Below are 16993 nucleotides of genomic sequence, written 5' to 3'. Positions count from 1 at the left end.
GCGGAGCCCCGCAGTCGCGAACGAGAGGCGGGCCCGGTGAGCGCGACCACGGAGACGAGTGACACGCCGGAGGCCCGGCAGGAGACGACCTGGCAGACCCTGCGTCGGGGCCTGGCGCTCTCGCCGGAGCTACGGATCGGTCTGGCCGGCACGTTGGCCCTGGCGTTGGTCTACATGGTCGGTCGGGTTGCCGTGCCGGTCGCCGTGCAGCAGGGCATCGACCGGGGCCTCGTCGGTGGTCTGGACCTGAACGTGGTCTGGACGGTGGTGGCGATCACCGCCGCGATCCTGACGATCACCACGATCTGCGGCTACCTGATGATGCGCCGGCTGTTCACGGTCAGTGAGACGGCGCTGGCCAACGTCCGGACGCGCGCGTTCCGCCACGTGCACGACCTGTCGATGTTGCACCAGCAGTCGGAGCGGCGCGGTTCGCTGGTCTCGCGGGTCACCAGCGACGTGGACCAGATCACCCAGTTCCTCCAGTGGGGCGGGGTGATCCTGCTGGTCAACCTCGGTCAGCTGGTGGTCACCACCGCCGTCATGCTGGCGTACTCCTGGCAGTTGACGCTGGTCGTGTTGGCCGCGTTCCTGCCGGCGGTGTTCGTCATCCGGCAGTTGCAACGTCGCCTCGGCAGCGCGTACGCGACAGTGCGCCAACGCACCGGGACGTTGCTCGGCGCGATCGGCGAGAGCGTGGTGGGCGCGCCGGTGATCCGGGCGTACGGCATCGCCGGGCGCACCGAGCGGCGGCTGGACGAGGCGATCGACAGGCAGCGGCTGGCGCAGCAGCGGGCGATCCGGATCAGCATCGTGGGCAGCTCGGTCGGGGAGTTGGCGGCGGGGGTGGCGCTGGCCGGCGTGGTGGTGCTCGGCGTGCTGTTGGGGGTGGACGGCACGCTGTCGATCGGCCAGCTGACCGCGTTCCTCTTCCTGGTGACGCTCTTCATCCAGCCGGTGCAGATCGCCACCGAGGTGCTCAACGAGGCGCAGAACGCGATCGCCGGCTGGCGTCGGGTGCTGGACGTGCTGGACGTCGCCCCGGACGTGGCCGACCCGGGGGAGCAGGGGCGGGAGCTGCCGGGCGGGCCGCTGGACATTCGGTTCTCCGGTGTGCGGTTCGCCTATCCGGGTGGTCCGCCGGTGCTGCACGACATCGACCTGGAGATCCCGGCGAAGAGCCGGGTGGCGGTGGTCGGTGAGACCGGCAGCGGCAAGACCACCTTCGCCAAGTTGCTGACCCGGCTGATGGACCCGTCCGCCGGGGCGGTGCTGCTGTCCGGGGTGCCGCTGACCGACGTCCGGTTCGACTCGCTGCGCTCCCGCGTGGTGATGGTGCCGCAGGACGGGTTCCTCTTCGACGCGACGGTGGGGGACAACGTCCGGTTCGCCCGGCCGGAGTTGACCGACGAGCAGTTGAGCGCCGCCTTCACCGAGCTGGGCCTGTCGGACTGGCTGGAGGGTCTGCCGGCGGGTCTGGACACGCCGGTCGGGGAGCGCGGCGAGGCGCTCAGCGTCGGGGAGCGGCAGCTTGTCGCGTTGGCCCGCGCGTACGTGGCCGACCCGGACCTGCTGGTGCTCGACGAGGCGACCAGCGCGGTGGACCCGGCGACGGAGGTGCGGTTGCAACGCACGCTGGACGCTGTCACCCGGGGCCGGACCACCCTCGCCATCGCGCACCGGCTCTCCACGGCGCAGGCCGCCGACGAGGTGATCGTGGTGGACCGGGGTCGGGTGGTGCAGCGCGGCCCGCACGACGAGCTGGTTCGCGACGCCGACTCGGTGTACGGCCTGCTCTACGCCTCCTGGCTGGAGCAGACCCGGTGAGGTGCGGCGGTGTGGTGGACGCCGACGGGCGGGTGCTCTAGGCTCCGGGTTAGGTAAGCCTAACCTCTGAAGGAGGTCGCGCCCATGCGGCCCAACTCCGCCGAGATCGTCCGTACCCTCGTCGCCGGCCGCCTGCCCGGCCTCGTGCACCTGGCCCACCGGCCGGGCCCGCACCACGCCCGGCACGTCACCGACTCGGACGGGCGGGTGCTGCTGCTGGTGCCGGTGGCCAGCCACCTGGCCGCCGCACTGCAACCGGCCGCCGGCGTCAGCGACGTCGCGGTGGTGCTCGACGTGCTCGACCTGCCGCCCGCGGCCGGCGCGCCCGGCCTGGGTCGCGCCTGGGTGTCCGGCTGGGCGGCCGAGCTGCGCGGCGACGAGGCCCGCCACGCGGCGGTCGAGTTCGCCGCGGTGGAGCCGACCGGCGACCTGCTCGACCTGGGCACCCGGTTCCGGCTGTTCCGCTTCGAGGTGGTCGAGGTCCGCTGGGAGCGGGCCGGCGTCGTGCACCGGATCGACCCGGTGGAGTACGCCGAGGCCGAGCCGGACCCGGTGCACCCGGTCGAGGCCCGCCTCCTCGCCGACCTCGCCGAGTGCCACGGCACCCAGGTGACGGAGTACCTGCGCCGGCAGCTCGGGTTGACCGAGCACACCCCGGACGGGCCGCCCCGGGTGGTGCGCATCGACCGCTACGGGCTGGTGGTGGCCCTCGGCCAACCCGGTGCCCGGCGGAGGGTCCGGCTGGCCTTCCCGGGCCCGGTGGCCGACCCGGCCGAACTACCCCGCCTGCTGCCCCCACTGCGGCCCACAGCCAACGCCCGCCCCCCACGCTGACCCCCCACCCACCCCCCACCCCGCCCCGCCCTGCGCGCCGATCTTGCACTTTCGGTTGCCGCTATGCGTGGTATGTCTCTCTGGTCGGGACAGTAAGTGCAAGATCGGCGAGGGGTGGTCCGAGGGTCGGCGCTGCCGGGTCAGGTTGGCAGCGGGCCGGTGAGGTAACGCTGGATCGTGGGGCCGATCGCGGCCACCAGGGTTTCCGGGTCCGCCGAGGCGACCGGCTCGAGGCGCACCACGTGCCGCATCATGGCCAGGCCGATCATCTGGGTGGCCACCAGGGAGCCCCGCAGCGGTAGCTCGACCGGGTCGACGTCGAGGTTCTCCAGCACCCGGCGCAACACCTGGGTGGTGACGAACTCACGCAACAGTCGAGCGGTCCACTCGTTGCTCACCGCGGACCGCAGCAGTGCCTGTGCGGCGCTGCCGGCCGGAGAGTCCCAGACGCCGAGGAAGATGCGCACCATCCGCTCACCGACGCCGTCCCGGTCGCCGGCGAGCACCTTCGGCACCAGCTGACCGGGGTCGACCGGAAAGTTCATCGCGGCCAGGAAGAGCTGGTCCTTGCTGCCGAAGTAGTGGTGCACGAGCGCCGGGTCGACCTGCGCCGTAGCGGCGATGCCCCGGATCGAGGCGGCGTCGTAGCCACGTTCGGCGAACGCCGTCCGCGCCGCGTCGAGAATCGCCTCCCGGGTGCCCGGGTTGCCGGGTCGCCGGCCGGTCCGCCGCGTCATCGCCGCCCTTCATTCGTCCGCCTCGGCCCGTCGTGGGCCCGGCCCACGCCGGGGTCGGCTGCCGCGCTGGCCGCCGCCCCCGGCGCTGCAGTCAGCCGCTGCGTCGGCGCAGGGTGGCCGCCGCGAGCACCAGCGCCAGCACCACCGCGCCGAACACCACCGCGACGTCGCGCCACATCCGGCCGGTCGGTTCGGCGTGCGCGCCGACCTCCTGCAACGCCTCGATGGCGTACGACAGGGGGAAGGCGTCACTGAGCGCCTGGAGCCAGCCGGCCATCTGGTCGCGGGCCACGAACAGCCCGCAGAGCAGCAGTTGGGGGACCACCACGACTGGCAGGAACTGTACTGCCTGGAACTCGGTGCGCGCGAAGGCACTGCACAGCAGCCCGAGGGCAACGCCGAGCACGGCGTCGAGCACGGCGATCCCGAGCACCAGCCCGATGCTGCCGGCGGTCTCCAGGTCGAAGATCCAGTACGCCACCGCGGCGGCGACGGCGGCCTGCGCGGCGGCAGCCAGCCCGAACGCGATGCCGTACCCGAAGAGCAGATCGAGCTTGCCCAGCGGAGTGGTGAGCAGCCGCTCCAGCGTGCCCGAGGTGCGTTCCCGCAGCATGGCGATGCTGGTCACCAGAAACATGATCACGAAGGGGAAGATGCCGAGCATCACCAGCGCGATCCGGTCGAAGGTCGTCGGCTGGCCGGGCGGGGTCGGTTGGTCGGCGTACATGAAGTAGACCAGGGTGAGCAGGACGGCCGGCACCACCACGAGCAGCGCGATGGTCCGCCGGTCGTGCCGGAGCTGACGCAGGATGCGGCCGGTGGTGGCGGCGAGAATTCGCGCGTTCATGCTGTCTCCCGTGCGGCTGTCGCGTCGGTGCTGGTGGAGGCGGCCTCGCCGGCCCGGATGAGCCGCAGGAACGCCTCGTCGAGGTCGTCCACACCGGCGGCGGCGCGGACCGCGGCGGGGCTGTCGTCGGCGATCAACCGCCCCTGGCGGATCAGCAGCAGTTGGTCGCAGCGCGCCGCCTCGTCCATCACGTGGCTGGACACCAGCAGTGTGGTGCCGGCGGCGGCCATCGCGTGGAACCGGGCCCACAGGTCGGCCCGCAGCACCGGGTCCTGACCGACGGTCGGCTCGTCGAGGATGACCAGCTCCGGCTCCCCGACCAGGGCACACGCCAGCGAGGCTCGGCTGCGTTGACCGCCGGAGAGGGTGGCGACCAGCTGACCGGCGGCTTCGGCCAGCCCGACATCGCTGATCGCCCGGTCGGCCTCGACGCGCCCACGCCCGTACAGGGCCGCGAAGTAGCGGGCGTTCTCCCGGACGGTCAGGTCGGCGTAGACGCTCGGGGCCTGGGTCAGGTAGCCCACCCGGTGCCGCAGCGCGGGGGTGCCCGCCGGTTGGCCGAGCACGGTGACCGTCCCGCCACTGACCAACTGCACCCCGACCACAGCCCGCATGAACGTGGTCTTGCCACTGCCGCTGGGGCCGAGCAGCCCGGTGACCGCGCCCCGCGGGACCCGGCAGCTGATGCCGTCCAGCACCCGCCGCCCACCCCGGTCCACGACCAGGTCGCGGACGGCTATCGCATCGTCCATCACGCACCTCCACAAGAACTCATCACCTGTTGAACTCAACGCTAGATGAAATACCGCGCCGGGCGCAACGCCCGCACCGGTGTCCGGCGGCCCACCGTCGCGAGGAGTGCGAGAACGGGCAGTAGGCTCCGGACCGGACACGAAGTCCGCCAACGGGCATTGCGCGCCGATCGGACGTACGGCACGATGGCGCGGTGGGTCACGCTCCGTTACCGGATAGCGGTTTTCTTGAGGACTGGGCCGCGCGGTTGCGGCAGGCCGCCGAGCGGCCGGTGGTCGGCATCCTGTTGCGCGGCAGCCACGCCCGCCGCGCCGCCACCGCGCACAGCGACGTCGACCTCGACGTGTTGGTCGGCGGCGCCCCGTACGCGGCCCGCCGGGCCTACCTGGACGAGTCCGCAGGCCAGGTCACTCACGTCTCGGTGGCCGCCCGGGACATCCGGTCCTGGGTGCACCGACTGGGCGAACCGGCCGACTGGGCGTTCGGGCTGCCGGTCACCGCGCCGGCGCGGCTGCTCTGGGCCGACCCGCACTGGCGGCCCCGGATCGACCTGCCAGTGCTCTGTCAGCCCGCCGAACCACCCCGACTGGAAGAGATGATCGCCACGCTCGGTAAGGCCGCCGCCGCCCGCGCGGCGGGCGACCGCCTCGGGGTCCGGCTCGCCGTCGCCGACCTGGCGCGGCTCTGCCCCTCGGTGCTGCGACCGGCCAACCCGTCCGTGCGGGTCCACTCCCGCCGGGCGGCCTTCGCGGCGGCCCTGGAACTGCCGGTGGCCCCACCCGGCTACCGGACGGACATGCTCCTCTGCCTCGGGCTGCGCCCGGGCGCCACCGGACAGCTCTGGGCCGCCGCCGTACGGCTGGTCGCCGGCACACTGCCGTTGATCCGGCCGTACGCCGAGGAGATCGCCGACACGGCCGGCCCGGATCTGGCCGCCGCCCTGGTCGACGGCCGGCTGGACCGCTACGTCGCGCAGTTGGCCCGGCCGGCCGGGCCCCCGCCGCAGTCCGGGTCCTCGTCGCAGTCCGGGTCCTCGTCGCAGTCCGGGTCCTCGTCGCAGTCTGGGTCCTCGTCGCAGTCTGGGTCCTCGTCGCAGTCTGGGTCCTCGTCGCAGTCCGGGCCCTTGTCACGGTCCGGGCCCTTGTCGCAGCCTCGGCCCCTGTCGCAGCCCTGGCTCTCGGGGCCTCCGCCGCAGCCCTGGCGGGAGGGGTCGGCGGTGCCCGCGCCGCGTGCGGGAGAATTGGTGACTGTGCCCGTACCTGACTCGCCGATGACCGGCGTCCCCAGCGATCCGAACGAGCTGCCCGCGCCCGCGCCGGCACGCCCGTCCCGGCTCGACCCGGCCATCGCGGCCCAGCTGCGCCGCACCGCCGACGGTCTGGTCGCCGCCGTGGTGCGCGCGCACGACTCCGGTGAGGTGCTGATGGTCGCCTGGATGGACGACGAGGCGTTGCACCGCACCCTCACCACCGGCCGGGCCACCTACTGGTCGCGCAGCCGCCGCGAATACTGGGTCAAGGGCGCCACCTCCGGGCACCACCAGTACGTGCGGTCGGTCGCCCTGGACTGCGACGGGGACGCGCTGCTGGTGAGCGTGGACCAGGTCGGCGCGGCCTGCCACACCGGGCACCGGACCTGCTTCTTCACCGAGCTGCCCGTCACCGGGACGGAGGCACCGTGAGCGCGCGGAGTGCAGCGCGGCGAGGCACCGCAGTCGCGACCGAAAGGCGGGTCGGCTGATGACCGACGGCACGCTCAGCCCCGACCTGGCCACCTTCACGGCGCTGGCCGCCGACTGGCGGGTCGTGCCGGTCACCCGGCGGCTGCTGGCCGACGCGGAGACCCCGGTCGGGGTCTACCGGAAGCTGGCCGGTGGACCGGGCACGTTCCTGTTGGAATCGGCCGAGCAGGGCGTCGGCTCGGCCGGCATGGCCTGGTCGCGGTACTCGTTCATCGGCGTACGCAGCAGCGCGACGCTGATCGAGCGCGACGGCGTGGCGACCTGGCTCGGTCAGCCGCCGGTTGGGCTGAGCACCGAGGGTGACCCGGTGCGGATGCTGCGGGAGACGGTGGCGGCGCTGGCCGGCCCGGTCGGGGACCCGTCCGACGGTCTGCCGCCGCTGACCGGGGGCATGGTCGGCTACCTCGGCTACGACCTGATCCGGCGCTTCGAGCGGTTGCCCGAGCTGACCGAGGACGACCTGGGCGTCCCGGAGCTGGGCATGATGCTCGCCACCGACCTGGTGGTGCTCGACCACTACGACGGCTCGGCGATCCTGGTCGCCAACGCGGTGCTGCCGCCGTTGGACGCCCCGGACCGCGCCCCGCAGGTCGCCGCCGCCTACCACCACGCGGTGGGCCGGTTGGACGCGATGACCACGGCGCTGTCCCGGCCCATCCCGCCGATGATCTCCACGGTCGAGCGTGCGCCGACCGGCGAGGTGCTCTGTCGTACGCCCGACGGCGGCTACCCGAAGGCGGTGGAGGCGGCCAAGGAGGCGATCAGGGCCGGTGAGTGCTTCCAGATCGTGCTCTCCCAGCGCTTCGAGCGGACGACCCACGCCGACCCGCTGGACGTCTACCGGGTGCTGCGCACCAGCAACCCCAGCCCGTACATGTACCTGCTGCGCTTCGACGGGTTCGACATCGTGGGCTCGTCTCCGGAGGCGCACCTGAAGGTCACCGGGGCCGCGGACGGGCGGCGCCGGGCGTTGTTGCACCCGATCGCCGGCACCCGACCGCGGGGCGGCACCCCCGCCGCCGACGCCGCGCTCGCCGCCGAGCTGCTCGCCGACCCGAAGGAACGAGCCGAGCACGTGATGCTGGTCGACCTCGGCCGCAACGACCTGGGTCGGGTCTGTCAGCCCGGCAGCGTGGAGGTGCCCGAGTTCGCCACCATCGAGCGGTACAGCCACGTCATGCACATCGTCTCCACCGTCACCGGCACGCTGCGTGACGATCAGAGCGCCTTCGACGCGCTGGCCGCGACCTTCCCGGCCGGCACGCTCTCCGGGGCGCCCAAGGTGCGCGCCATGGAGATCATCGAGGAGTTGGAGCCGGTCCGCCGTGGCCTCTACGGCGGCACCGTCGGCTACTTCGGCTTCGGCGGCGACCTGGACATGGCGATCGCCATCCGGACCGCGCTCATCCGCGACGGCCGCGCCTACGTCCAGGCCGGGGCGGGGGTGGTCGCCGACTCGGACCCGGCCGCCGAGGACCAGGAGACGCGGAACAAGGCCGCGGCCGTGCTGGCCGCGATCGCTGCCGCCGAAACCCTCCGGCCGGCACGGTGAGCGCGAGGAGTGCAGCGAAGCGGAGCCCCGCAGTCGCGAACGAAGGGATGACATCGTGAGTGGCGGGGAGCGGTCCGTCGTGGGCCGGCGCGCGTTGACGTACGCCGTGCTGCTCTGCCTGGCCGGCGCGGGCCTGGCGCTCTGGGCCGCGACGCGCAGTTGGTCGGTCGAGCTGACGGTACGTCCGGCGCCGCTGCCGCCGGTGCGTGACACCCGCAGCGGCGCGAGCCTGCTGCCCTGGCTGCCGGCGTTGGCCCTGGTGACCTTGGCCGGGGGTGGCGCGGTGCTGGCCACCCGGGGCCGCCTGCGTCGGGTGCTCGGGGCGCTGCTCGGCGTGCTCGGTCTGGCGGTGGCGGCCGGCGGCGGGTATGGGCTGGCAGCCGATGTGAGTGGCGCCGTGAGCCGGCAGTGGCCGGCGCTCTGCCTGCTCGGCGGCCTGCTGGCCGCCGGGGGTGGCTGGTGGACGGCGGTGCGTGGCGGTGACTGGCCGGCGATGGGCGCCCGGTACGAACGTCCGGCGCGGACCGCGCCGCAGGCCGCGCCGGCGCAGAGCGACCCGGCGGGGCCGCCGACGCCGTTGGCGGGCCGGCGGACCACGGAGGCGTGGGACGCGCTGGACCGGGGCGAGGACCCGACGGCCGACTGACGCGGCGGCCGGCCGGCGGTCAGCCGACCGGCTGGCGCTCCCACCGGGCGCGGCTACTGGCGGCGCGGGCGGCGGTCAGCTCGGCGACCAGGCGGTTCAGCTCGGCGCGTTGGTCGGCGCGGGCCCGATCGGCGCAGACCGCCTCCCAGGCGTTGCCCCGTGCCGTCCGCATCCGTCCCTCGCCCACCACGGCCCGTTCCACGGTGTGCACCACTCCGACGGCGAGGGATGCCACCGTCCGCGAGATGGTGGTCAGTCCGATGGTCTGGTTCGGCTCGGAAATGCTCATGGTCACCTCGCACGAGGAGTTGCTGCGGTCGGGGCAGGCGCGCCATCGAGTCTGCCCGAGGACGATGCTCGTCCGTCGACGTTTCGCCGCGGTGACCGCCCGGTCAACTGTCCCGCCTCGGTCGTGACCAGGCACCGTCCGTTCGGCCTTGAGCTTGCTCACAGCATCGATTGGCGTCGTTGCCGTCGGGCGCCGAGCGGAAACTGGTGGCATGATCGATGGATCGGCCCGGTCTGACCGTGGCCGCCAGGCTCCATACCGCGTGACGGTGGTCGATACCGGAGGTGGCGCTGCGTGACAACCCCTTCACGGCAAGTCGGCCATTATGCCGCAGCCCTTTTCGTGAGCAGCGCCATACCCCCGGCATTCGGCGCCGGTCGGCTGCCCCTAGCATCGGCCCATGACGCCCGGAGAGGGGAGTCCGTTCGTGACTGCTGAGCATGCGCACGCGGAGGGGGACGAGGCCGGCCAGGCAGCGTCCGTAAGCGTGCTCGACGAGATTCTGGCCGGCGTGCGTGAAGACGTCGCCCGACGCCAGGAGCAGGTTCCGCTGGAGCGGATCCGTGAACTGGCAGCGGCGGCGCCGCCGCCGATGGACGCGTACGCGGCGCTGCGCAAGCCCGGTGTGGCCGTGATCGCCGAGGTGAAGCGTTCGTCGCCGTCCAAGGGCCGGCTGGCCGAGATCGCCGATCCGGCCGACCTCGCGGTCGACTACGCGGCCGGTGGGGCGCGTGCGATCAGCGTGCTGACCGAGGGGCGCTGGTTCGGCGGTTCGCTGGACGACCTGGCGGCCGTCCGTGCCGCGGTCACCGTGCCGGTGCTGCGTAAGGACTTCGTGGTCTCCAGCTATCAGATCCACGAGGCCCGCGCGCACGGCGCCGACCTGGTTCTGCTGATCGTCGCCGCACTCGAGCAGAACGTCCTGATGGGCCTGCTGGAGCGGATCGAGTCGCTGGGCATGACCGCCCTGGTCGAGGTGCACGACGAGGAAGAGGCCGACCGTGCGCTGGAGGCCGGCGCGCAGGTGATCGGGGTCAACGCCCGTGACCTGCGTACCCTGGAGGTCGACCGGTCGGTGTTCGAGCGGATCGCGCCCGGTCTGCCCAGCAGCGTCGTCAAGATCGCCGAATCCGGCGTTCGTGGCCCGCACGACCTGATCCGGTACGCCTCCGCGGGCGCCGACGCGGTCCTCGTGGGCGAGGGCCTGGTCACGCAGAAGAGCCCCCGCGAGGCGGTCGCCGAGTTGGTCAACGCCGGCAACCACCCGGCAACGCCCCGGCCGGTGCGCTGACCTCGCGCCGGTCTGACGTCCCACCGAGAGGATTCCCGATGAGCGCCGACGCGCTGGCCCCGGTGGCCGGCCCGCAGCCCGACTCCGCCGGCCACTTCGGCCGCTTCGGCGGTCGGTTTGTTCCCGAGGCCCTGGTGGCCGCGCTGGACGAGCTCGACGGGGCGTGGCGTACGGCGATGGCGGACGAGTCCTTCCGGGCGGAGTTCGGCGCGCTGTTGCGCGACTACGCCGGCACGCCTTCGCTGCTCTACGAGGCCCGGCGGTTCTCCGCGAAGGTCGGCGCGCGGGTGCTGCTCAAGCGCGAGGACCTCAACCACACGGGTGCGCACAAGGTGCGCAACGTGCTCGGCCAGGCGCTGCTCACCAAGCGGATGGGCAAGACCCGGGTGATCGCGGAGACCGGCGCCGGCCAGCACGGTGTCGCCACCGCGACCGCCGCCGCCCTGTTCGACCTGGAGTGCGTGGTCTACATGGGCCAGGTCGACACCGAGCGGCAGGCGCTCAACGTGGCCCGGATGCGGATGCTCGGCGCGACCGTCGTTCCGGTCACCAACGGCTCGCGCACTCTCAAGGACGCGATGAACGAGGCGATGCGCGACTGGGTGGCCAACGTCGACGAGACGCACTACCTGATCGGCACCGCCGCGGGCCCGCACCCGTTCCCGGCGATGGTGCGCGACTTCGTCCGGGGCATCGGTGATGAGGCCCGTCAGCAGTGCCTGGATCTCACCGGTGGGTTGCCGGACGCCGTCACCGCCTGCGTCGGCGGCGGCTCCAACGCGCTGGGCATCTTCCACGCCTTCGTGGGCGACGAGGCCGTGCGGCTGTACGGCTTCGAAGCCGGTGGCGACGGGGTGTCCACCGGCCGGCATGCGGCGAGCATCACCGGCGGGTCCGCCGGGGTGCTGCACGGCACCCGCACCTTCGTGCTCCAGGACGCTGACGGGCAGACCCTCGAGTCGCACTCGATCTCCGCCGGCCTGGACTACCCGGGCGTCGGGCCCGAGCACGCGTGGCTGCACGACACCGGCCGGGCGAACTACCTGCCGGTCACCGACGACGAGGCGATGGCGGCGTTCGAGCTGCTCTGCCGTACCGAGGGCATCATCCCGGCGATCGAGAGCGCACATGCGCTCGCCGGCACGGTCGCGCTGGCTCCGAAGCTCGCGGCGGAGCTGGGCCGGGAGCCCACCATCGTGGTCAACCTCTCCGGGCGGGGCGACAAGGACGTGCACACCGCCGGCGACTACTTCGGCATCCTCGACAAGGAGCGGTGAGATGAGCCGGATCGGGGTGGCCTTCGACAAGGCCCGCGCCGACGGACGGGCGCTGCTGGTCGGCTGCATGCCGGCCGGTTTCCCCACCGTCGAGGGCAGCATCGCCGCGATGACCGCCATGGTCGAGGCCGGCGTGGACGTGATCGAGGTGGAGATCCCCTACTCCGACCCGGTGATGGACGGGCCGGTGATCCAGCGGGCCAGTGACATCGCGCTGGCCGGGGGCGTACGGACCGCGGACACGATGCGCGTCATCGAGGCGGTGGCGGCCACCGGCGCTCCGGTGGTCACCATGACCTACTGGAACCCGGTCGAGCGGTACGGCGTGGACGTCTTCGCCCGTGACCTGGCCTCCGCCGGCGGCACCGGCCTGATCACTCCGGACCTCATCCCCGACGAGGCCGACGAGTGGCTGGCCGCCTCGGACGCGCACGGGCTGGACCGCACGTTCCTGGTCTCGCCGTCGTCCACCGACGCTCGGCTGGCGATGACGGTGCAGCACTGCCGCGGCTTCGTCTACGCGACCGCCGTGATGGGGGTGACCGGTGCCCGGGCGCGTACCTCCGACGCCGCCCCGACGCTGGTCTCCCGGGCCCGCGCGGTCACCGATCTGCCAATCGGTGTCGGCCTGGGTGTGGGTACCGGCGCGCAGGCCGGCACCGTCGCCGGTTACGCCGATGGGGTGATCGTGGGCAGCGCGCTGGTCCGGTGTGTGCTCGACGCGCCCACCGAGGCCGACGGGCTGGCCGCCCTGCGCACGCTCAGCGCCGAACTCGCCGAGGGCGTCCGTAACCCCACCCGCTGAGCCCGGCCTCGCCGAGCCCGGCATCGCTGGGCCCCGGCCGCGCCGAGGCCGGCCCGGCTCAACCCTCGGCGCTCGTGCCGGCGCGGCGGCCGGCTGGCCGGAGCGCTGGGGCATGTCTGTCTGTTCAGCGGTATACCTGTGAGGCATAAATATGACTCACAGGTATACCGCTCAATCGGATGTGGCCTGGCAGGCGAGGCTGTCCGCGAGCACGCGGCGGACCTCGGGACGGTAGCGGCTTGTCACTGGTGCAGGGGTGACCGGTCCGGGGCCTCACCGCGTTGCTCCGGCGGCTGCCCCGCTCCCGGACACCCGTCGTGGCTGATCCCGGTTCGCTGCTCGTCCTGGCCGGTCTGCGGGGGCCGCGCGTCCTGGTCGGCTGCCGGCCGGTCGGCCTCGGCTGGGCGAGCCGCCGGCAGCGGCGCGGAGGCGACGGTGCCGGGCCCGCAGCCGACGTCGCGGAGCACGCCGGAGCGGCCGGCGGTCGCGTCGGTGACGGCGGCCCGGGTGAGCGGGGTGACCACCTCGGGCAGCGCGTCGGGGGAGTGCCAGGACAATCGGCAGCCCGGCGGTGGGTCGGTGGCGGGTCGGACCCCGGCCGCGCGGGCCCGGAACACGTGTACGAGGACGTCCGGAAGCGGGCCGGCGCGTCCCGCCGCGGCCTCCCCCGAAGGGCCGCTCACCTGGTAGATACCGACCAGGTCAATCAGTTCGATGTCCCAGCCGGTCTCCGCGCGAATGTCCCGCAGCGCCGCCCGCACCGGGCCCTCGGCCGGGCGCAGCCGCCCGCCGGGCAACGCGTAGCGGCGGGCACCCCGACCCTGCTGGCAGAGCAGCACCCGGCCGGTGTCGTCGGTGACGACCGCGGCGACCACCCAGGTGAGCGCGCTCATGGACAAAGAGCCTACGGCGGTGCAAACCAGAAGTCACCGGGATGCGCCCTCCAGCGGCCCGGGGTGCCGCTGCGGGGGTGTGCAGCGGTAGCGTGTGCACCCGTGACCCTCGCCTCGCTCTCCCCCCAGGCGGCCCTGCCCAGCCCCAGCACCGCGGTCTGGCAGCTCGGGCCGGTGCCGATCCGGGCCTACGCGCTCTGCATCATCGCCGGCATCGTGCTGGCCTGCTGGGTGACGGAGCGCCGGCTGCGGCAGCGCGGCGTCGCGCCCGGCGCCGTGCTCGACATTGCCGTCTGGGCGGTGCCCGCCGGCATCATCGGCGCCCGGATCTACCACGTGGTCACCTCACCCGAGAAGTACTTCGGGGCCGGTGGGGACCCGATGAAGGCGTTCGCCATCTGGGAGGGCGGTCTCGGCATCTGGGGCGCGGTCGCCGGTGGCGCGCTCGGTGCCTGGATCGCGGCCCGACAGCTCGGCATTCCGTTCGGCGTGGTGGCCGACGCGCTGGCCCCCGGGCTGCCGCTGGCCCAGGCCGTCGGCCGGATCGGCAACTGGTTCAACAACGAGCTCTTCGGTGGCCGGACGACCCTGCCGTGGGGTCTGGAGATCCACCGGATGGACCCGGACAACCCCGGGCACGCCCTCCGCGACGACGCCGGGCAGCCGATCCTCGAACCGGGTCTCTACCAGCCGACCTTCCTCTACGAGGCGCTGTGGAACCTCGGCGTCGTAGCTCTGGTCCTGATCCTCGACCGCCGGCTGAAGCTGGGCCGGGGCCGGGCGTTCGCGCTCTACGTGATGGGTTACACCGTCGGGCGGTTCTGGATCGAGCTGATGCGCACCGACGAGGCCAACCAGATCCTCGGCGTCCGGCTCAACGTCTGGACCGCCGCCCTGGTCTTCCTCGGCGCCCTGATCTACTTCGTACGGGTGCGTGGCCCTCGGGACTACCTGATCCCGCTCGGCCCGGCGGCGACGCCAACCCCGCCCCCCACGTCCGACCTGTCCCAGGTCGACCTCTCCGAGCGGGAGACCCCGACGCGAGCCGCCGCGCCGGAGGGCTACCGGGTGGTCAGCGAGGAGCAGTACGCCGCCTGGCAGGACACCGGCGTCGTACCGCCGGCGAACGACGACGACTCCCGGTCGGATGATGCCCAGCCGTCCGACGACACGGCAGCCGCCGACCTCACGTCGAGCGACGACGAGCCGGTGGACGAACCGTCCGCCGTTCGCACCGACCGGGCCGACGCCACGGGCGCGCGTCCCGCCGACCGGGACAGCTGAGCGGCACCGATGCGAAGCGCGGTGGTGGTCGGCGCAGGGGTCGGTGGCCTCGCGGTGGCCGGCGCGCTGGCTCGTTCCGGCTGGCGGGTCACCCTGTTGGAACGCGCCGAACGGGTCCGCCCCGAGCCGACCGCAGTGGTGCTCTGGCCCAACGGCGTCCGCGCGCTCCAGGCCCTCGGCCTCGGCGCCGGCCTGGCCGCCATCGCCACCCCGCTGCCCGACGGCGGGGTTCGTCGCCCGGACGGGCACTGGCTCGTGCAGCCCCGGCCCATCCCGGCCGACCGGATGCCGGTGGTGGTGCACCGGGAGGATCTGCACGACGCGCTGATCGCCGGCCTCGGCGAGCGGGTCGAATTGCGGACCGGGGTGACCGTGCGCCACGTCCGCGTCGAGCCCGGCGAGCGGCCGGGAGTCAGCGACGGGCGGCACACCATCGAGGCCGATCTGGTGGTGGCCGCCGACGGCACGGACAGCGGCATCCGCCGCCAACTCGCGCCCGAGTCCCGGGTGGTCAGCTCCGGGTGCGCCGCCTGGCGGGCCGTCATCCCCTGGTACCAGGCACCTCGACTGCCCGACGATCAGCCGCTGGCCGGTGAGATTCTCGGCGCGGGTTACCGGTTCGTGGCCGCGTCGCTGGGCGAGCGCGGCTCCTCGGGCGGGTCCAGCCGGGGCGGCATCTACTGGGTGGCCACCGCCGCCGGCGCGCCCCGCCCGGAACCACCGGAGACCCAGCTCGCCCTGCTGCGCCGCTGGTACGCGGGCTGGCCCGCGCCGGTCGGCGCGCTGCTCGACGCCACCGACCCGGCCGACCTGGTCCAACAGGAGGTTCGCGAGCTGCGCCCGCTGCCCCGGGCGTACGGCTTTCCGGTCGGGCCCGGTGGGGTGGTGCTGCTCGGCGACGCGGCGCACGCCATGCCGCCGCACCTCGGGCAAGGCGCCTGCCTCGCGTTCGAGGACGCCGCCACGCTCGCGTCGCTGCTGCGGGAGGCTCGGCTGCCCGACGCCGTCCAGGCGTACGACAGGGTGCGCCGCCCCCGGGCCGCGACAGTGGTCCGGCAGACCCGGCGGATGTCGGCGGTGCTCCAGACCCGGGGCCGGTTGGCGCTGCGCGCCCGGGACGCCGCACTGGGCACGATCAACTCCCGACTGCTCTCCAGCGCCGCGGCCTCCGCCGCCCAGTGGCGCCCACCGGCCTGACCTCCGCCGCGAGGCGGGTCAGCGGGAGCGGGGCGGGTCAGGGGATGAGCGCGGCGGGTTCGGCGATGCACGCGGTGCCGATTCGGCGGAAGCCGACCCGCAGGTAGACCCGCGCGATCTCCTCGCTGCCCGCGGAGAGGAAGACCAGCTCGGTGCCGGCCGCCAGCAGTTCCCGGGCCAGGGTGGCGGTGAGCGCGGCGCCCAGCCCGCGTCGTCGGGCGGACGGCAGGGTGGCCACCCCGGCGATCTCCGCGACGTCGTCCACCCGCATCGCCATGCCGCTGGCCAGCGCGCCCTCGGTCGGCGTGCCGGCCAGCGCGGAGATCCGTCGCCCGTCGGCGATCCGGACGCGCTCCTCGTCGAGAGCGGCCAGTTCGAGTTCGGTGACGGCGGCGTCGCGTTCAGCCGGGCCGGCCTCGCCGGGCGCGGTGCCGGCGGCGGCGAACGCCACCGCTGCCACCGCACGCCGGGCGGCGACATCGGCGGCGAAGCCGGGGGAGTCAGCTGCCAGCACCCGCACCGCCGCGTCGGAGAGCGTCGCCGGGTCGGGCAGCGCGCTCGGGTCGAGCACCATCAGCGGCGCCTCCAGCACGCTGAGTCCCGCCGAGCGGGCCACCGCCAGCAACTCCGGGGTCGTCTCGTGCACCCACTCGAAGGCTTCTGGCAGGCCCAGCTTCCGCTGGCGCTCGCGGACCGAGACGACGTCGGCCAGCGACGGCGGCTCGGTGGCGTCGATCCGGGGGCGGGCGTAGAACGGCCAGCCGGCACCTTCGCGGACGAACAGCACCAGCGCGCCATGCTCCTCCGCACCGGCGACGTCGCGGGGCACCGCGTCGTAGAAGCGTTCCAACCGGTCGAAGACGTGCTTGTGTCGCGGATCCACCGCGCGAGACTACACGTCCCAGCCAGTGGACGGTGTGATCAATCTCGGGTGGCCGTGCGACCCCAGCCCTAACGTAGACTCAATAGACCCCGGGCCGACGTCGTCCCCACCATGATCCAACCTGAGTGACGACAGGA

The 16993-nt window shown here is 73.6% G+C and carries 16 protein-coding genes and 1 pseudogene; 11 read left to right on the top strand and 6 right to left on the bottom strand.

Annotated elements, in window-relative coordinates:
- The first annotated feature begins 36 nt into the window (after window positions 1-36).
- On the top strand, window positions 37-1827 hold the full coding sequence (locus ABTW72_RS21120) for an ABC transporter ATP-binding protein (RefSeq protein ID WP_350861163.1): 1791 nt from the start codon (window positions 37-39) through the stop codon (window positions 1825-1827).
- A gap of 84 nt (window positions 1828-1911) precedes the next feature.
- Window positions 1912-2661, top strand: coding sequence for a DUF2470 domain-containing protein (locus ABTW72_RS21115; protein ID WP_350861161.1), 750 nt, complete (start codon window positions 1912-1914; stop codon window positions 2659-2661).
- Between the two features lie 140 nt (window positions 2662-2801).
- Here the strand turns inward: ABTW72_RS21115 and ABTW72_RS21110 are convergent, their stop codons facing one another.
- The 3 genes from ABTW72_RS21110 to ABTW72_RS21100 all read right to left on the bottom strand — a co-directional run bounded on the left by ABTW72_RS21110 (window position 2802) and on the right by ABTW72_RS21100 (window position 4997).
- Window positions 2802-3398 carry a TetR/AcrR family transcriptional regulator gene (locus ABTW72_RS21110; protein ID WP_350861159.1) on the bottom strand — a complete coding sequence of 199 codons (597 nt, stop codon included), beginning with the start codon at window positions 3396-3398 and terminating at the stop codon, window positions 2802-2804.
- A gap of 91 nt (window positions 3399-3489) precedes the next feature.
- A complete protein-coding gene (locus ABTW72_RS21105) occupies window positions 3490-4245 on the bottom strand; it encodes an ABC transporter permease (protein WP_350861158.1) in 756 nt (251 codons plus the stop codon).
- Window positions 4242-4997: an ABC transporter ATP-binding protein gene (locus ABTW72_RS21100; protein ID WP_350861156.1), complete on the bottom strand. Its 756-nt coding sequence runs from the start codon at window positions 4995-4997 to the stop codon at window positions 4242-4244. The genes ABTW72_RS21105 and ABTW72_RS21100 overlap by 4 nt, the downstream gene beginning before the upstream one ends.
- A 596-nt stretch (window positions 4998-5593) precedes the next feature.
- Between ABTW72_RS21100 and ABTW72_RS21095 the strand changes: the two are divergent.
- From ABTW72_RS21095 to ABTW72_RS21080, 4 genes and pseudogenes are all read left to right on the top strand, one after another.
- A pseudogene (locus ABTW72_RS21095) lies at window positions 5594-5824 on the top strand (phosphoribosyl-AMP cyclohydrolase); the annotation flags it as partial.
- A gap of 423 nt (window positions 5825-6247) precedes the next feature.
- Entirely contained in the window at window positions 6248-6679 is a 432-nt protein-coding gene (hisI, locus tag ABTW72_RS21090) for a phosphoribosyl-AMP cyclohydrolase (RefSeq protein WP_350861391.1), read from the top strand.
- A 58-nt stretch (window positions 6680-6737) separates the two neighbouring features.
- On the top strand, window positions 6738-8291 hold the full coding sequence (locus ABTW72_RS21085; RefSeq protein ID WP_350861154.1) for an anthranilate synthase component I: 1554 nt from the start codon (window positions 6738-6740) through the stop codon (window positions 8289-8291).
- 52 nt (window positions 8292-8343) lie between these two features.
- Window positions 8344-8937, top strand: a complete 594-nt coding sequence (locus ABTW72_RS21080) for a Trp biosynthesis-associated membrane protein (RefSeq protein WP_502892230.1) — start codon at window positions 8344-8346, stop codon at window positions 8935-8937.
- A 19-nt stretch (window positions 8938-8956) separates the two neighbouring features.
- Here ABTW72_RS21080 and ABTW72_RS21075 read toward each other — a convergent pair whose 3' ends face one another.
- A complete protein-coding gene (locus tag ABTW72_RS21075; protein ID WP_350861150.1) occupies window positions 8957-9226 on the bottom strand; it encodes a hypothetical protein in 270 nt (89 codons plus the stop codon).
- Window positions 9227-9713: 487 nt separating this feature from the next.
- Between ABTW72_RS21075 and trpC the strand changes: the two genes are divergently transcribed.
- Genes trpC through trpA form a run of 3 tightly spaced genes read left to right on the top strand, consistent with a single transcriptional unit; the run spans window position 9714 to window position 12599 of the window.
- The gene (gene trpC, locus ABTW72_RS21070; protein WP_030334428.1) at window positions 9714-10517 is read left to right on the top strand and encodes an indole-3-glycerol phosphate synthase TrpC; all 804 of its coding nucleotides are present in this window, start codon (window positions 9714-9716) and stop codon (window positions 10515-10517) included.
- 38 nt (window positions 10518-10555) lie between these two features.
- On the top strand, window positions 10556-11794 hold the full coding sequence (gene trpB / locus ABTW72_RS21065; RefSeq protein WP_112623480.1) for a tryptophan synthase subunit beta: 1239 nt from the start codon (window positions 10556-10558) through the stop codon (window positions 11792-11794).
- A gap of 1 nt (window position 11795) precedes the next feature.
- The gene (gene trpA, locus ABTW72_RS21060; protein WP_350861148.1) at window positions 11796-12599 is read left to right on the top strand and encodes a tryptophan synthase subunit alpha; all 804 of its coding nucleotides are present in this window, start codon (window positions 11796-11798) and stop codon (window positions 12597-12599) included.
- 242 nt (window positions 12600-12841) lie between these two features.
- Here the strand turns inward: trpA and ABTW72_RS21055 are convergent, their stop codons facing one another.
- Window positions 12842-13492 carry an NUDIX hydrolase gene (locus ABTW72_RS21055; RefSeq protein WP_350861146.1) on the bottom strand — a complete coding sequence of 217 codons (651 nt, stop codon included), beginning with the start codon at window positions 13490-13492 and terminating at the stop codon, window positions 12842-12844.
- Window positions 13493-13594: 102 nt separating this feature from the next.
- Here ABTW72_RS21055 and lgt point away from each other — a divergent pair, with 102 nt between their 5' ends.
- Both lgt and ABTW72_RS21045 read left to right on the top strand, forming a co-directional pair.
- Window positions 13595-14776, top strand: coding sequence for a prolipoprotein diacylglyceryl transferase (gene lgt / locus ABTW72_RS21050; RefSeq protein ID WP_350861144.1), 1182 nt, complete (start codon window positions 13595-13597; stop codon window positions 14774-14776).
- A gap of 9 nt (window positions 14777-14785) precedes the next feature.
- The gene (locus ABTW72_RS21045; protein WP_350861142.1) at window positions 14786-15973 is read left to right on the top strand and encodes an FAD-dependent oxidoreductase; all 1188 of its coding nucleotides are present in this window, start codon (window positions 14786-14788) and stop codon (window positions 15971-15973) included.
- A gap of 37 nt (window positions 15974-16010) precedes the next feature.
- On the opposite strand, the gene ABTW72_RS21040 is transcribed toward ABTW72_RS21045, so the two are convergent.
- Window positions 16011-16856, bottom strand: coding sequence for a GNAT family N-acetyltransferase (locus ABTW72_RS21040; protein WP_112637715.1), 846 nt, complete (start codon window positions 16854-16856; stop codon window positions 16011-16013).
- Between the last annotated feature and the right edge of the window lie 137 nt (window positions 16857-16993).

The sequence above is a fragment of the Micromonospora sp. NPDC127501 genome, from assembly GCF_040302185.1.
In the GTDB taxonomy this organism is placed as follows: Bacteria; Actinomycetota; Actinomycetes; order Mycobacteriales; family Micromonosporaceae; genus Micromonospora.
Note: the sequence above shows the minus strand (reverse complement) of the source record. Positions and strands in the feature narration are given on the sequence as shown.

What these genes read in the sequence shown, in the direction of transcription:
- ABTW72_RS21115 (WP_350861161.1), top strand. Translation starts at nt 1,912, where the DNA reads ATGCGGCCCAACTCCGCCGAGATCGTCCGTACCCTCGTCGCCGGCCGC.
- ABTW72_RS21110 (WP_350861159.1), bottom strand. Translation starts at nt 3,398, where the DNA reads ATGACGCGGCGGACCGGCCGGCGACCCGGCAACCCGGGCACCCGGGAG.
- ABTW72_RS21105 (WP_350861158.1), bottom strand. Translation starts at nt 4,245, where the DNA reads ATGAACGCGCGAATTCTCGCCGCCACCACCGGCCGCATCCTGCGTCAG.
- ABTW72_RS21100 (WP_350861156.1), bottom strand. Translation starts at nt 4,997, where the DNA reads ATGGACGATGCGATAGCCGTCCGCGACCTGGTCGTGGACCGGGGTGGG.
- ABTW72_RS21085 (WP_350861154.1), top strand. Translation starts at nt 6,738, where the DNA reads ATGACCGACGGCACGCTCAGCCCCGACCTGGCCACCTTCACGGCGCTG.
- ABTW72_RS21075 (WP_350861150.1), bottom strand. Translation starts at nt 9,226, where the DNA reads ATGAGCATTTCCGAGCCGAACCAGACCATCGGACTGACCACCATCTCG.
- trpB (WP_112623480.1), top strand. Translation starts at nt 10,556, where the DNA reads ATGAGCGCCGACGCGCTGGCCCCGGTGGCCGGCCCGCAGCCCGACTCC.
- trpA (WP_350861148.1), top strand. Translation starts at nt 11,796, where the DNA reads ATGAGCCGGATCGGGGTGGCCTTCGACAAGGCCCGCGCCGACGGACGG.
- ABTW72_RS21055 (WP_350861146.1), bottom strand. Translation starts at nt 13,492, where the DNA reads ATGAGCGCGCTCACCTGGGTGGTCGCCGCGGTCGTCACCGACGACACC.
- ABTW72_RS21045 (WP_350861142.1), top strand. Translation starts at nt 14,786, where the DNA reads ATGCGAAGCGCGGTGGTGGTCGGCGCAGGGGTCGGTGGCCTCGCGGTG.